Origin of the sequence: Marinitoga hydrogenitolerans DSM 16785, assembly GCF_900129175.1 — a bacterium.
In the GTDB taxonomy this organism is placed as follows: domain Bacteria; phylum Thermotogota; class Thermotogae; order Petrotogales; family Petrotogaceae; genus Marinitoga; species Marinitoga hydrogenitolerans.
This window is the reverse complement of the sequence record NZ_FQUI01000016.1, coordinates 1-14,884: the sequence shown is the minus strand read 5'-3', so window position 1 is coordinate 14,884 and position 14,884 is coordinate 1. Positions and strand designations below refer to the sequence as shown.

Sequence of the window (14,884 nt, the reverse complement as noted above, 5' to 3'; positions counted from 1 at the left end):
GGTGATAAAATGGAAGAAAAATTTTTTTCACATAAAATCGGATTGTTTTTTAAAGAACTTTTTAAAACTGGAACAGGTTGGATAACCTTTGCAGGTGCAATGATTTTATTATTTTATATACTAATGGCTATTTTCGCTCCACAATTAGCCCCTTATAATCCTATACAAAGGGTTGGTAGAGCTTTAAGCGCACCAAATAGTCAATTTATTTTTGGAACAGATAATCTTGGAAGAGATGTTTTTAGCAGAATATTATATGGCTCCAGAATTGCTTTATCTATAGCTTTTATTTCTGTCGGTTTTGCATCTGCATTTGGAATTCCTTTAGGACTATTATCAGGGTATATAGGTGGTCCTTTAGATAGAATTCTAACATTAATAATGGATGCAATATATTCTTTTCCTGGATTAATATTAGCTATTGCAATAGCTGCTGTTTTAGGACCTGGCATGGTTAATATTGCTTTATCTATAGCTGTTGTTTATACTCCAACATATTTTAGAGTTATAAGGAATCAGGTTTCTAGTATTAAAAATGAACTTTATGTTGAAGGTGCCAGAGCTATTGGAGCAAAAAATTGGGAAATATTGTTTAAATATATTTTACCAAACGTGTTACCTTCTGTTGTTGTTGTTTTATCAATGAATTTAGCTGACGCAATTATGACCGAAGCAGGATTAAGCTTTTTAGGTCTCGGTATTGCTCCTCCAACACCAGACTGGGGGTATGATTTAAGTAATGGTCAGAGATTTGTTTTATCAAGAGCATGGTGGGGTATATTATATCCTGGAATGGCTATAATAACCATTGTTTTAGGATTTTCTTTGTTTAGCGAAGGCCTTAATGAACTATTGAATCCTACCATTCGTGAAAGAAGGTGAGTTTTTTGATATTACAAATAAAAAATTTAAATATTAATTATGAAGTAAGGAATGGATTTGTTAATGCTGTTCAAGATGTCAATATAACTTTATCAGAAAATGAAACATTAGGGTTAGTAGGAGAATCTGGATGTGGAAAATCTACATTGGGAAAATCCTTATTGAAAATTTTACCTAAGAATGCAAAAATTGATGGTGAGATACTTTTTAAAAATAAAAATATTGCAAAATACAATGAGAAAGAAATGAGAAAAATTAGAGGAAAACATATCTCTATGATTTTCCAAGACCCAATGACGTCATTAAATCCTATAATGAAGGTAAAAGATTTGTTTTTGGAAACAATAAAATCTCATTATCCTGATATACCTGAAGAAGAAGCACTCGAGATGTCTGGTAAAATATTATCAGATGTTGGTATAGACCCAATACGTATGAACGAATATTCTTTTCAATTTTCTGGTGGAATGAGGCAAAGAGTTATGATAGCTTTATCTCTTGTTTTGAAACCGGAAATTGTAATTGCAGATGAACCAACTACATCATTAGATGTTATTGTACAGGCCCAAATAATGACAGTATTAAAAAAATTAAAAGATGAACATAGAATGTCTATGATTTTAATTACTCATGATTTAGGTGTTGTTGCTGAATTAGCTGATAGAATAGGTGTTATGTATGCTGGACATTTAGTTGAACTATCAACTGCAGAAAAAATATATTATGAACCAAAACATCCTTATACTCAAGCATTATTAAAATCTATACCTAATACTAATATTGAAGACAGAGAGTTACGATATATTCCTGGAGATTTGCCAAATCTAGTAAAACCTCCAAAAGGGTGCAGATTTGCATCTAGATGTCCTTATGCAAAAAGTATATGCCATGAACAAATTCCTCCAGATTTTGAAGTTGAAGGTACAAAGGTAAAATGCTGGCTATATGAGAAGGTGAAAGTATGAATCAAAATTTAATCGAAGTAAAAAATTTAAAAAAATATTTTCCATTGAAAAGAACTATAACAGAATTTTTAACAAGGAAAGAACAAAAATTCGTAAAGGCTGTTGATGATATATCTTTTACAATAAAAAAAGGAGAAACGTTGGGACTAGTAGGTGAATCCGGTTCAGGAAAAACCACAACAGGGAGAATGGTCTTAAGATTATTAGAACCTACCTCTGGTACAATTAAAATTAATGATATAGATATAACTTCTTTAACTTCAGAAGAATTAAGAAAATTCAGAAAAAAGATACAAATTATTTTCCAAGATCCAATGGCAGCATTAAACCCATATATGAAAATTGGTGAAGCAATTCGTCATGCACTGAAAATACATAAAATAGGGGAAAATTATACAGAACAAAAACAAATAGTATATGATATTATGGAAAGGGTTAATTTAAAGCCGGCAGAACAATATTATAATAGATATCCACGTGATTTATCCGGTGGTCAAAGGCAAAGGGTGGTTATAGCAAGAGCACTCGTATTAAAACCAGAATTTATAGTCGCTGATGAAGCAATAGCAATGCTAGACGTTTCTGTAAGATCACAATTATTAAAATTAATGATTGATTTAAAAGAAGAATTTAATTTAACATATCTATTTATTACTCATGATTTAGCTACAACCAAATATATATGTGATAGAATAGCTGTTATGTATCTTGGAAAAATAGTTGAAATAGGAACATTTGAAGATATATATAGAAATCCTGCACATCCTTATACAAAAGCATTAATTTCAGCAGTTCCAGAACCAGATCCAAAATTAAAAAAACAAAAAATCATCCCACAAGGCGAAGTCCCTAATGCCGTTAATCCACCAAAAGGTTGTAGATTTCATCCAAGATGCCCATATGCAATGGATATATGTAAGATTGAAGAGCCACAAACAATAAAATTAGACGAACAACATGAAGTAAATTGCCATTTATTCAATAAAAAATAACACTAAAAACATATTTTAAAGAGGGGAAATTTTCCCCCTTTTCTTATGTAATATAACAAACTATGGAGAAGATATGAAAAAACTTATTAATTTACGAATACCATTAATACCTATACAATCTTATATTTATAAAAAATTTAGATAGATTTACGAATATGCTGACTAATTACACTTTTTTATTATTTCTCCATTAAATGCTATTAAAAACATTCCATTTTCAAACGGTTGAAAAGAATCATCTAATTTTTCTGATGATATTATAACCCCATTTTTTTCTGAATACCACATTGTATAATATTCTTTTTCTTTTTTATACTTGCAAAAAGCATAAAGTTTATCATTTTTAATCATTAAAAAATTAATTCCAGTATATTTATTTTTTTCAGAAAATAATTTTATTTTTCTTTTTAATTCATCTTCATTAGAAAAATCGTTGATGTATTTAAAATATTCAAAACTATCTGTACCAAAAACATTATTAATTTGATCCATATATATTGTTCCATTATGACAAAAGAAAGTATCTTTTATAAAATATGGGTGTAATTGAAGAAATGTTTTTTCTAATTTTGGTGAGGCTTTTCTTGAATGCATTATACCTATATATCCTTCTATGTTTATTCTTTTTTCATTATAAATTGGATTTATTGATTTATGAAATATAATTTCTTTATCATTATACTTTATCGCCATACCCCAACCATGTGAATGTGGTGATTCTATTCCACTTTTCGACATTTGTTTTAAATGTTCAAATAAAAAACTACTTTCTCTTATTTCATTAAACGAAAAACCTACCATCCTACACAATTTAATCCCTCCAAATTTATATTATTCAAACTTTCTTAAACAATCACATTTTAATTTTATATGTGTCGGATTTCTTTCAAGTTACAAAAATTAATATAATTTTACAGTTGACTTTTTATTTTAAAAAGTGTAAAATAAAAATAGAAAATTTGTATATACAAATATATAACATAACAAATTAGGAGAGATAATTATGGATAGTATAGATAGAAACAGTCCAATACCATTGTATTATCAGATCAAAGAACAACTAAAAAATTATATTGAATTGAACAAATTGCCAGCACATACACTATTACCAACTGAAGATGAACTTTCAAAAAAATATAGTGTGAGTAGATTAACTGTAAGGAATGCAATGAAAGAATTAATAAATGAAGGAATTATTTATAGAATTCAAGGAAAAGGAACATTTGTTTCAGAAAAAAAACTTATTACTGATTTGACATCTTTAAAGGGTTTTAATGATGAAATGGAAAGCATAGGTAAAAAAACAAAGGCGAAAGTCCTTTTCAATGGTTTTATATTACCTGATGCCAAAGTAGTGAAAATATTTAAATTAAAGAAAAATCAAAAAGTCTTACTTCTTTCAAGAATTAGATTTGAAGGTAATATTCCTCGAGCTATAGAAAATGCTTATCTTAATATATCTGCTTATCCTGAACTCATAGAAATAAAAGAAAAAGATATGTCAAATCTTTCCTTATATAAATTGTTAAAAGATAAATTTCAAATTTTCCCAACACATGCAAAAGAAGAAATTGAAATTATTCATGCAAATAAAAAAATCTCAAAAATTCTTAATATAAAAGAAAATGATTGTGTTTTATCTATCATACGTTTAACCAGCAGTCAGGATAATATTCCTTTTGAGTATGTTGAATCAAAATATAAAAAAGATAATTTTAAATTAAGGATTACATTAGAGGCGAAATGAGTATGAATAACAGTTTCAAATTAATTTTAATGGGGGTTATAACCATTACACAATTTATTAATAATATGTCTTTAAAAGAAAAAATAGGAGAATTATTCCTTTTTGGATTTGATGGAACAGAATATAATAATAAAATTCAAGAATTAATAGATTATGGTGCAAATAACTTTATTCTTTTTTCAAGAAACGTGAAAAATAAAAAACAGGTAAAGAAATTGATAAAAGATATAAAAGCACATACTAAAGAAATACCACCTTTTATTGCCATTGATCAAGAAGGAGGTATGGTAGCGAGAATTAGAGATATTTTCGTACCTCCTAATATGATGGTTTTAGGTGCATTAAATAATCCTGATTTAACTTATAAAGTTGGATATTTTTCTGGAAAATCATTAAAAGAATTAGGAATTAATATGAATTTTTCTCCAGTCTTAGATGTGAATTCAAATCCATATAATCCAATTATAGGTGTAAGATCTTTTTGGAATGATGAAAAGATAGTTGCTCAAAATGGAATTGATTATTTTAGAGGCCTATTAAACGGTGGAGTAATACCTGTAGGTAAACATTTCCCTGGTCACGGTGATACAGAAGTTGATTCACATAAAAATCTTCCTATTATAAATAAATCAAAAGAACAATATGAAAAAGAAGATATATATCCATTTAAGGAAGCTATAAAACATGGTATTCCAGCAATAATGACAGCTCATATACTTCTACCTTTTTGGGACAATAAACCTGCAACATTGTCAAAAAAAATTATATCCTATTTAAGAAATGATTTAAATTTTAAGGGTGTAATTATTAGTGATGATCTTTTAATGGGTGCAGTTGCAAAAGAGAAAGATGTTTGTGAAGTTGTAAAAGAGAGTTTATTAGCTGGAGTTAATATGTTTATTATCTGGAAAGATATTGATATTCAGAAAAAAGCAATTGATTATATAATGAATGAAGTAAAGAAAGGAAATATTAGTGAAGAAATAATAGATAATTCATTAGAAAAAATTATATCCTTAAAGTTAAAATATGCTAATATGGAATTTAAAGACCCAAATTTATCTGAAGAAGAATTAGAAAACAAAATTAGTAAAGGTATAGCTGTTTATAAAGGAAATTTTAGAATAGAAAAAAATAAAAAATATTTAATATTCTTCCCAACTTCATTAAATTATACTAGGGTTCAGGAAAGAGCCTATTTAAATGAATATATATCAAAATATTTTGATAAAAATAATATCGAATATAAAATTAAAAAATATAATATATCTTCATCACCATATAGATATAAAAATTACATAAAAAAAACTAAAGAATATGATGGCATAATATTTTTTACAATTGATGTTGTAATAAATAAGTATGTTTCTCAATTAGCAGATTTGGTAATTGAACAGAATAAAAATAATTTAATAGTTGCTATACAATCACCATACGATTACCTATTTTTAAAAAATAAAAACAATGTGAGTTCATATATTATGACATATGATTGGAATGAATATTTTGCGAAATCGCTTTTTGAATATTTATATAATAATAAAAAAATATTATTTGGAAATAGCATTTTAAAATGAGGGGGTATATTTTATGAAGAAGTTAACTATTTTACTTGTATTGGTATTGTTAGTAAGTTCATTTGTTCAAGCTAAAGTTACTTTAAAGTTCTGGAATTTTTGGTCTGATAACTGGATTGGTCCTATGATTGAAGATTTTATGAAAGAAAATCCTGATATTGAAGTTCAAATTGAACGTTTAACATGGTCCGACGGGTTTAATAAAATTGTTACAGCATTTGCGGCCGGAGATACACCAGATGTTCTTGAATTAGGTTCAACATGGGTATCACAATTTGCAGCTGATGGAGCATTAAAAGAAGTTGATGTTTCAGATATAGTAGATCAATACAATATGTGGGATCCTGTTATTTATAAAGGGAAATATTATGGATACCCATGGGTATTATCAACAAGAATTTTATTCTATAACAAAGATTTATTCAAAAAAGCCGGATTAGATCCAGAATTACCTCCACGAACCTGGAAAGAATTATATGACGCTGCAGAAAAAATATCATCCCTTGATGATGACATTTTCGGTTTTGGCATTAAAGTTGGAGGATATACAACATGGCAAACTTTCTTACCTTTTGCATGGTCGAATGGCGGAAACGTATTAAGTGATGATTGGAAAAAAGCTGCTGTAGATTCTGCTGAATTTATAAATGCTTTAAAATACGTTCAAAGTCTTACTCACTTCTCAATGATTGATTCTAATTTAAACGTAAGACAAGCATTTATGCAAGGAAAAGTTGGTATTATTCTAGATGATATTGGTAAGATAAAAACATTTGCTAAAGACGCTCCTGAGTTAAACTTTGGTTATTCCTTATTTGTAAGACCTGATAAATTATGGTCAAAACCTATTCAATTTGGTGGAGCAGAAGTTATTGTTATACCAGCAAATACTAAGTATCCAGAGGCTGCAGAAAAATTAGCAAGATATATAGTCTCTAAAAAAGCATCTATGGCTATATCTTCAAGAATTCCTACTCTTGTCCCAGCTGATAAAAGTGTTAAAGATGATGATTTTTATAAAAAACAAACAGGATTTGATGTCATAATTAAACAATTACAATTTACCAAAACACCACCAGCACATCCAAAATGGATAGATATTCAAGAAGTTTTAACTCAATATATTACAGAGGTTTATAACGGAACCATGAATGCTGAAATAGCTATGAAAGACGCTGCAGAAGAAATAAACATTATTTTAGAAGAATTTGAAGAAGAATATGGTGAATAATTTTATTAACTCTGGTGGGGTTCTCCCCACCTTTACCTGATTCATTATAAGATTTACAAAAAATTTTTAATACATAATAAAATTTTCTGTAAATCTTATAAATTTATAGAGCAATAGAGGTGGCAGAATGAAAAAAAGAAGTTTGAAAGAAAAATTAAAAATCCTTTTATTGATTTCACCGTGGTTAATCTCATTCTTGATATTTAAACTATATCCTATAATTTATTCATTTTATTTATCTTTTACAAGATATAATCCTATACGAAATAAACCTCCTATATTTGTCGGATTGAGAAACTATGAAAAAATACTAAATGATTCTATATTTGCAACAGCTTTAAAAAATACAGTTTTATTTGTTATAATAACAGTTCCTTTAACTACTATAATAGCATTATTTATAGCTAACCTATTAGTAAGTAATCTAAATATAAGAAAAAAACAGTTTTTTCAATCAAGTTATTTTATGCCTGTTGTAACTTCAATGGTAGTAATAGCTACTATTTTTTCTTTTTTATACTCTCCAAACGGTTATTTAACAGCACTTATAAAATTCCTTGGAGCGGATATAAAATTCGGAAGAGGAATACTCGCCGATCCTAAATATGCGTTATACGCAATAATGCTAATGGATGTTTGGGCAAGTTTTGGTTATTATACAATATTATTTTTAGCTGGTTTACAATCAATAGATGAACAAATATATGAAGCTGCTGCAATTGATGGAGCAAAAGGTTTTATATTATTCAGAAAAATCACTTTCCCTTTAATTTCTCCAATGCTTCTATTTGTATTGGTTATAAATACAATTCGTTCATTCCAAATATTCATTGAAGTATATGTTATGACACAGGGAGGACCTCTGAGATCAACTACAACAGTTGTTTACTATCTTTATGAAACTGGATTTCATAAAATGAAAATGGGTTATGCATCTGCAATGGCTTATGTGTTATTTTTAATTATTTTGTTCTTCACAATTATTCAAAAGCTCGTTGTTAGAGATAAGAGGTGATTTTATGATTATAAAAAAAGATTATAAATATAAGATTAAAAGAACCCTGGCATATATACTGCTGATATTTCTAGTTTTTACCACACTTTTTCCGTTATATATAATGCTTTCTACATCAGTAAAATCAGAAGGTAATATACTTCCAACATGGGATAGTTTAATACCAAAAAAAATAACTTTCCAAAATTATATTGATGTATGGAAAAGCTCTAATTTTAATAGATATTTCTTAAACAGCGTTATTGTAACTTTTTCTGTAACAATTTTAAATATAATTTTAGATTCTATTGTAGCCTTTGCGTTATCGAGAAAGAAATTTAAAGGAGCAAATCTAGTATTAATAATTATTTTAGGAACTATGATGATTCCACCTCAGGTTCTAATGATTCCTTTATTTATACTAATAAAAAAATTAGGGATGTATAACACGTATTGGGCACTTATTTTACCTTTTGCAGTTCAAGGTTTTGGAATATTTTTAATGAAACAATATTTTGATGGCTTACCAATGTCTTTAGATGAAGCTGCAAGAATTGATGGTGCAAGTGATCTCAATATATTATTTAAAATATTAATGCCTATTTCCAGACCAGCTATAGCTGTTCTGGGAATAAACACCTTTTTAACCACGTGGAACTCATTCCTATATCCTTTAATATTTACTAATACTGATAATATGAGAACATTACCAATAGGTATTGCATATTTTAATACACTTCATGGTGTAGATTATGTCCATCTAATGGCTGGATCAAGTATAGCCACAATACCTGTTATCATTGTATTTTTAGCTTTCCAGAAACAGATTATTTCAGGGCTTGTTGGAGGTGCTATTAAAGAATGAAAAAAATAATTATTAGTATATTATTAATTATAAACGTATTCATTTATGCAAATAACGATATAAACTCTATAATCGATAATTTTCACGGTTTTGTTGGGATTTATGCGAAAGAGTTTAACACCAATAAAATTTTAATTTCTACAAATGTCACTAAAAATTTTACACCAGCTTCTGTCACTAAATTATTTACATTATTCTCAGCATATGAAATTTTAGGCCTGGATTATACATATAAAACAAAATTTTATTATGAAAATGGAGATTTTGAAGTCAAAGGTAGTGGTGATCCAACTCTTTATCCAGCAGATTTACATAATATAATAAAAACACTTGTGGAAGAAAATAATATAACAGAAATAAACAACATTATAATAGATGATAGACTATTTGACAAAAAAGAATTCTTTGGAAAAGGCTGGATGTGGGATGATGCTAATCCATTCATAAACGCATTTACCATAAAAAATATTCGCCCTGGCAATTTATCTCCAGAAGATATTAATGAGTACATGTTTAATATTATAAAAAAATCATTTGAGGATCTTAATGTTAAAGTTAATGGTGAGCTAAAAATGAAATATATATCTTCTAAAAAAGTTCCGTTTTATATACATAAATCAAAAACTTTATATGAAATTTTACAGTATATGGTCAAAAATAGCGATAATGAAATTGCAGAACATATTTTTAGAACAGTTGGAACAAAGTTTCTAAAAAAAGGAACAATAAATAATTCTATAGCAGCTTTAATAAACCTTACAAAAAAACTTTTTAATTATGGTATAAATGATTTTACAATAGTAGATGGACCGGGATTATCAAGATATAACCTTGTTTCACCAGATTTAGTTGTTCAAATGTTAGAGTTTATGTATAAAAAATACGGTGATAAATTTTTAAACATTCTTTCATATTCAAAAGCCGATGGAACAATAAATGGAAGATTTAATTTCGACGTTTGGGCAAAAACAGGAACAATGACAGGTATTTCAGGTATAGCTGGTTTTTTGAAAAATAAAAATGGGAAAATTATAGTGTTTTCTTTATTTGAAAATAATTACTTAAAAGCAAAAGTAGATGCAAAGTCATTTGAAAATAGAATTTTAGAATTTTTATATAATTATTCAGAATAATTTTATATTGAAGGAGAGGTTTCTGTGAAAGAACTTTTAGAAAACATAAATGAAAAATTCGGAACTCCTGCATACGTATACTTTGAAGAAGAAATAGAAAAAAGGATAAATAAAATGTGGAATATATTTAAAGATATAAATTTAACTCCAACATTTGCTGTTAAAGCTAACAATAATCCAAATATTTTAAAACTTCTTAATAAATATGATTTTGGAGCAGATATTGTTACAATAGGTGAATATAAAGCTGCTGAATTAGCTGGAATTCCAAAAGAAAAAATCGTTTGGAATGGAAATGGAAAAAGTAAAGAAGAAATACAATTTTTAAATAAGAAAATAAAATACGTTAATATAGACTCTTTTGAAGAAATGCGATTCTGGCAAGAAAATAATAATGAAGAAATTGAATTTTTTTTAAGAGTTAATCCTGATATAAATGCTAAAACGCATCCACATATTTCTACTGGATTGAAAAAAAATAAATTTGGAATTCCTATTCATATGGTTGAAAAAGTATTAAAGAACTTTCCTGACAAAAGAATAAAAGGATTACACTTTCATATCGGATCTCAAATTACAGAAATAGAACCTTTTGTTAAAACATTTGAAATAGCCAAACAATTTTCTGAAAAATATAATTTTAGAAAAATAAATATCGGTGGCGGTTGGGGAATAAACTATGTTGGTAAAGAATTAGATTTAGATAAATATAAAAAAAAGGTAATTCCTTTATTAAAGAGATATGATGAAGTAATCTTAGAATTAGGAAGATTTATAATAGCTCCCGCGGGTATTTTATTATTAAAAGTCGTTCAAATCAAAGAAACTGAAAATAAAACATTTATAGTAACTAATGGTGGAATGAACGATTTAATAAGACCTGCTTTATACAATTCCTATCATGAACCTGTTTTTTTAAACCCAACAGAAAATAAAAAGTTGGCAGATATTGTAGGACCTTTATGCGAATCTGGAGATAAACTGGTATGGGATAAAATATTACCAATTCCAGAATTAAATTCTTTAATATATTTAAAAAACTCTGGTGCTTATGGTTATTCAATGTCAAATAATTATAATTCTGCTTTAAAACCCGCTGAAATACTTGTTACTAAAAATCATGAGACAAAATTAATAAGAAAAAGAGAAAGTTATGATGATTTATACAAAAATATAATTATTGATGGGTGAAAATATGGATAATTATAATTATGAAAAAATTAATTCTTTTGGTTTAAAAAGGAAAATTGGAGCTTTTGAAATATATGAACCATTTTTTAGAGATATAAAATTAAATGATTTTGGAAATGATATATGGAGATTAAAATTTTTATTTTCAAAATTGCTGTATTTCTCTGGAAAGGGTTCGAAATTCAAGATTGATCAAGTTGCTGATGAAAATTTTTTTAAAAGTATAAACGAATTCAAAAAAGATTGGAATATCGATGAAGGCAATATAGGTATTAAAACAATTAAAAAGATTTTAGATCTCACAAATGAAAATTTTATATTTTTAATTGAAGTTATATTACCAGATAATAGAGCAAAATTGGGAACTTTAAAATTATATAACATGGAAAGCAAATTACTATATTCATGTGGCGCAAGAGGACATGGTCAGCATGACATAGAAACTTCAATAAGCCAAAAAATGGTTAACGGCGATACACCAATAGGTATTTATTTGTCATCTTATGAATCTGGTATTTTAAAAAACGATCCTGAAAAATTTGGATATAATGGTGTTTTTAGATTATGGTATCCGTTATATGGATATGCAACTAATATATACAAAATAAACAGAGATGGGATATTAATACATGGTGGAACTGAAAAGAAAGAATTGAGAAAAACGCATGGTTGTATTGTAATTCATAATAATGATCAAAAAAATATTCAAAAAATAATGATAGAGAAAATAAAACATCCCTATCTTATGCCTACTTATTATATAGAATTTTATACAGGAATTGTAATGGTTAAAAGAACAACTTCAGAAAAAGATTAAATTAAAAATTATAGAAGGTGTATTTATGAATTATAAAAAAGAAATATGGAATAACGTTGATAGAATTATTAATTCCGGAATAAAAGAAAAAGTTTATCCTGGCGGAACTATATTAGTTGGAAATCCTGAAAACATCTTATATTCAAAATCATATGGGACCATTGACGAAAAGAAAAAAACAACATTAGATACCATTTATGATTTAGCCAGCTTAACCAAAGTTTTAGCAACAACAATTGCAATAATGAAACTATTATCAGAAGGATATTTTCATTTAAATGATACGTTAGAAAATTTTGGGTTCAAAGATGATAAAAAGGATATTACAATATTTAACTTATTAACTCATACATCTGGACTACCTGCATATAGCGAATTATGGAAGGATTATAATGGCAAAACGCTTTATAATAAAATTTTAGAAACAGATCCCGAAAATATGCCTGATCAAAAAATAGTTTATTCTTGTATAAATTTTATACTTCTTATGCACATAATAGAAAAAATAACAGAAAAAAAGTTTAATGATTACATTGAATCAATATACAGGGATTATGAAATAAAAAATCTTTTTTTCAAACCTTATGAAAAAATATCTTTAAAAATAGCTCCAACATCGATTCGTAATGGAAATAGATTAATAGGAAAACCTGATGATGAATTAGCCTATTACCTTGGAGGAATTAGTGGAAATGCTGGATTATTTGGGAATGCGAATGAAATATATACTCTTCTTTCACATTTAATAAAAGGAAAAATAATTCCAAAAAACTTTTTCAACTTATTTACAACTACAACTATTAATATAGATAATATAAAGAAGCATATTGGCTGGATGGCACCTAATCCTGGAAGTAGCGCTGGTGATATTTTAAATATGTATGATGACGCATACGGACATACTGGATTTACGGGAACTAGCATATGGGGATATAGAGATTTATTTGTTATTTTTCTTACTAATAGAACATATTACGAAAGATTTGGAAAAAATCTTAAAAAAATAAATAGAATAAGAATATTATTACATAATGTGATTTTTGGAGGACTATTATAATGTGGAATAACTTCTTTAATATTTTAAATAAAAAAGAAAGAATAATTTTAGGTTTAATGTCTGGAACTTCTGCTGATGGTTTAGATGTAGCTCTTGTAAAGGTATCTGGTAGGGAGGAAAATACAAAATTCGAACTTTTGAAATTTAAATCAATAACATATTCAACATCCTTAAAAGAAAAAATAATTAGATCATATAACCCTGATATCTCAACAGTAAAAGATATTGCATATTTAAATTTTTACATTGCCAAAAAACATGCAGAAATGATAAAGTCTTTAAACTGGGAATTTGATTTAATAGGTTATCATGGCCAAACTGTATATCATAACCCAAAAGAGGGATATACTCTTCAAATAGGTGAATCTGATATTCTTGCTGTTGAATTAAACGTTCCTGTTATATTTTCATTTAGAACAAAAGATGTTGCATTAGGCGGTGAAGGTGCTCCTATTACTTCTTACTTCGATTGGATATTTTTTAGAGATAGAAAAAAAACCGCAACTTTAAATATTGGTGGAATTTCAAATATAACGTATTTATCTGAAAAAAAAGAGGAAATTATAGCTTTTGATACAGGACCTGGAAACTGTTTAATAGACTCTATTGCAAATCTTTTTTTTAATCAATCTTATGATAAAGATGGCAATTTGTCTAAAAAAGGCAAAATAAATGAAGAAATATTTAATAAATTAGTTTCCAGAGAAACTAAATATTTAAATAAAAAAACACCAAAAACTACAGGTAGAGAAATTTATAATGAAAATTACTTATCTGATTTACTATCTTATAACCCATATGATTTAATAAGAACGCTTACATATTTTACTGCTTACACTATACATAAAAATTTGGAATTGCATGTTCCTGAAATTAATACTCTAATAATCTCTGGTGGCGGAGCATATAATCCTGTTTTAATAAAAGATATAAAATCTTTTGGTTATAATGTTGAAATTCATCAATTCATTGAATCAAAAGAAGCGATTGCAATGACTATTTTGGCTAATGAATTTTTAAATGGAATTAATTCAAATATAGTTAATGTTACGGGTGCAAAAAGAGAATGTATTTTGGGAAAATTATCTTTACCTTGAATATTATATCAATATGTAGGATCTTCAAAAATAGAGGAAAAAGAAAGTAACGGCAAAGCAAAAAAGATTACACAAAGGTAAACAGGGAAAAATTAGCAAAATTAGAGATAGGGGAAACAAAGAAGTAGAAAAAAGGGACGAAATCAAACTGAAAAGTAGTATGAAAAGCATAAACCAAAAGAACGAATCAAAAAGATTCGCTAATTTGAAAGATTGAAATTTCAAAAAAATAATAAATAATAAAAATAGTTAATAGTAAGTATGTATATTATCTCCGAACAAAATTAGAACGAGTTGATTTAATAGAAGTAAGTAAATCATCTCTACCCATATCAT

At 27.2% G+C, this 14,884-nt stretch carries 14 protein-coding genes; 13 read left to right on the top strand and 1 reads right to left on the bottom strand.

Annotated elements, in window-relative coordinates; genetic code table 11:
- The first annotated feature begins 9 nt into the window (after nt 1-9).
- The 3 genes from BUA62_RS05825 to BUA62_RS05815 are packed head-to-tail and all read left to right on the top strand — an operon-like array spanning nt 10 to nt 2,839.
- A complete protein-coding gene (locus BUA62_RS05825) occupies nt 10-882 on the top strand; it encodes an ABC transporter permease (RefSeq protein WP_072864429.1) in 873 nt (290 codons plus the stop codon).
- 5 nt (nt 883-887) lie between these two features.
- Nucleotides 888-1,847: an ABC transporter ATP-binding protein gene (locus BUA62_RS05820; RefSeq protein WP_072864427.1), complete on the top strand. Its 960-nt coding sequence runs from the start codon at nt 888-890 to the stop codon at nt 1,845-1,847.
- Complete coding sequence (locus BUA62_RS05815; protein ID WP_072864425.1) at nt 1,844-2,839, top strand: ABC transporter ATP-binding protein; 996 nt, start codon at nt 1,844-1,846, stop codon at nt 2,837-2,839. Before BUA62_RS05820 ends, BUA62_RS05815 begins: the two co-directional genes overlap by 4 nt.
- A 162-nt stretch (nt 2,840-3,001) precedes the next feature.
- Here the strand turns inward: BUA62_RS05815 and BUA62_RS05810 are convergent, their stop codons facing one another.
- Complete coding sequence (locus tag BUA62_RS05810) at nt 3,002-3,640, bottom strand: class II glutamine amidotransferase (protein WP_234970289.1); 639 nt, start codon at nt 3,638-3,640, stop codon at nt 3,002-3,004.
- Nucleotides 3,641-3,842: 202 nt separating this feature from the next.
- On the opposite strand from BUA62_RS05810, the gene BUA62_RS05805 reads away from it, so the two are divergent.
- From BUA62_RS05805 to BUA62_RS05760, 10 genes are all read left to right on the top strand, one after another.
- Entirely contained in the window at nt 3,843-4,586 is a 744-nt protein-coding gene (locus BUA62_RS05805) for a GntR family transcriptional regulator (protein WP_072864421.1), read from the top strand.
- A 2-nt stretch (nt 4,587-4,588) separates the two neighbouring features.
- Complete coding sequence (nagZ, locus tag BUA62_RS05800) at nt 4,589-6,163, top strand: beta-N-acetylhexosaminidase (protein WP_159429500.1); 1,575 nt, start codon at nt 4,589-4,591, stop codon at nt 6,161-6,163.
- A 13-nt stretch (nt 6,164-6,176) separates the two neighbouring features.
- Nucleotides 6,177-7,394 carry a sugar ABC transporter substrate-binding protein gene (locus BUA62_RS05795; RefSeq protein WP_072864417.1) on the top strand — a complete coding sequence of 406 codons (1,218 nt, stop codon included), beginning with the start codon at nt 6,177-6,179 and terminating at the stop codon, nt 7,392-7,394.
- A gap of 127 nt (nt 7,395-7,521) precedes the next feature.
- Nucleotides 7,522-8,409 carry a carbohydrate ABC transporter permease gene (locus BUA62_RS05790; RefSeq protein ID WP_072864416.1) on the top strand — a complete coding sequence of 296 codons (888 nt, stop codon included), beginning with the start codon at nt 7,522-7,524 and terminating at the stop codon, nt 8,407-8,409.
- A 4-nt stretch (nt 8,410-8,413) separates the two neighbouring features.
- Nucleotides 8,414-9,253 carry a carbohydrate ABC transporter permease gene (locus tag BUA62_RS05785; RefSeq protein ID WP_072864414.1) on the top strand — a complete coding sequence of 280 codons (840 nt, stop codon included), beginning with the start codon at nt 8,414-8,416 and terminating at the stop codon, nt 9,251-9,253.
- Nucleotides 9,250-10,386: a D-alanyl-D-alanine carboxypeptidase/D-alanyl-D-alanine-endopeptidase gene (locus BUA62_RS05780; protein ID WP_072864412.1), complete on the top strand. Its 1,137-nt coding sequence runs from the start codon at nt 9,250-9,252 to the stop codon at nt 10,384-10,386. Before BUA62_RS05785 ends, BUA62_RS05780 begins: the two co-directional genes overlap by 4 nt.
- 24 nt (nt 10,387-10,410) lie before the next feature.
- The gene (gene lysA / locus BUA62_RS05775; RefSeq protein ID WP_072864410.1) at nt 10,411-11,577 is read left to right on the top strand and encodes a diaminopimelate decarboxylase; all 1,167 of its coding nucleotides are present in this window, start codon (nt 10,411-10,413) and stop codon (nt 11,575-11,577) included.
- Between the two features lie 4 nt (nt 11,578-11,581).
- Nucleotides 11,582-12,394 carry a L,D-transpeptidase gene (locus BUA62_RS05770; protein WP_072864408.1) on the top strand — a complete coding sequence of 271 codons (813 nt, stop codon included), beginning with the start codon at nt 11,582-11,584 and terminating at the stop codon, nt 12,392-12,394.
- A 25-nt stretch (nt 12,395-12,419) separates the two neighbouring features.
- Complete coding sequence (locus tag BUA62_RS05765) at nt 12,420-13,451, top strand: serine hydrolase domain-containing protein (protein ID WP_072864406.1); 1,032 nt, start codon at nt 12,420-12,422, stop codon at nt 13,449-13,451.
- A complete protein-coding gene (locus tag BUA62_RS05760; RefSeq protein ID WP_084670721.1) occupies nt 13,451-14,548 on the top strand; it encodes an anhydro-N-acetylmuramic acid kinase in 1,098 nt (365 codons plus the stop codon). The genes BUA62_RS05765 and BUA62_RS05760 overlap by 1 nt, the downstream gene beginning before the upstream one ends.
- Nucleotides 14,549-14,884 lie beyond the last annotated feature (336 nt).

Excerpts from the sequence above, each read along its gene's own strand:
- BUA62_RS05805 (WP_072864421.1), top strand. The coding sequence starts at position 3,843 with ATGGATAGTATAGATAGAAACAGTCCAATACCATTGTATTATCAGATC.
- BUA62_RS05790 (WP_072864416.1), top strand. The coding sequence starts at position 7,522 with ATGAAAAAAAGAAGTTTGAAAGAAAAATTAAAAATCCTTTTATTGATT.
- BUA62_RS05780 (WP_072864412.1), top strand. The coding sequence starts at position 9,250 with ATGAAAAAAATAATTATTAGTATATTATTAATTATAAACGTATTCATT.
- BUA62_RS05810 (WP_234970289.1), bottom strand. The coding sequence starts at position 3,640 with ATGGTAGGTTTTTCGTTTAATGAAATAAGAGAAAGTAGTTTTTTATTT.
- nagZ (WP_159429500.1), top strand. The coding sequence starts at position 4,589 with ATGAATAACAGTTTCAAATTAATTTTAATGGGGGTTATAACCATTACA.
- BUA62_RS05760 (WP_084670721.1), top strand. The coding sequence starts at position 13,451 with ATGTGGAATAACTTCTTTAATATTTTAAATAAAAAAGAAAGAATAATT.
- BUA62_RS05795 (WP_072864417.1), top strand. The coding sequence starts at position 6,177 with ATGAAGAAGTTAACTATTTTACTTGTATTGGTATTGTTAGTAAGTTCA.
- BUA62_RS05770 (WP_072864408.1), top strand. The coding sequence starts at position 11,582 with ATGGATAATTATAATTATGAAAAAATTAATTCTTTTGGTTTAAAAAGG.
- BUA62_RS05785 (WP_072864414.1), top strand. The coding sequence starts at position 8,414 with ATGATTATAAAAAAAGATTATAAATATAAGATTAAAAGAACCCTGGCA.
- BUA62_RS05765 (WP_072864406.1), top strand. The coding sequence starts at position 12,420 with ATGAATTATAAAAAAGAAATATGGAATAACGTTGATAGAATTATTAAT.
- BUA62_RS05815 (WP_072864425.1), top strand. The coding sequence starts at position 1,844 with ATGAATCAAAATTTAATCGAAGTAAAAAATTTAAAAAAATATTTTCCA.
- BUA62_RS05825 (WP_072864429.1), top strand. The coding sequence starts at position 10 with ATGGAAGAAAAATTTTTTTCACATAAAATCGGATTGTTTTTTAAAGAA.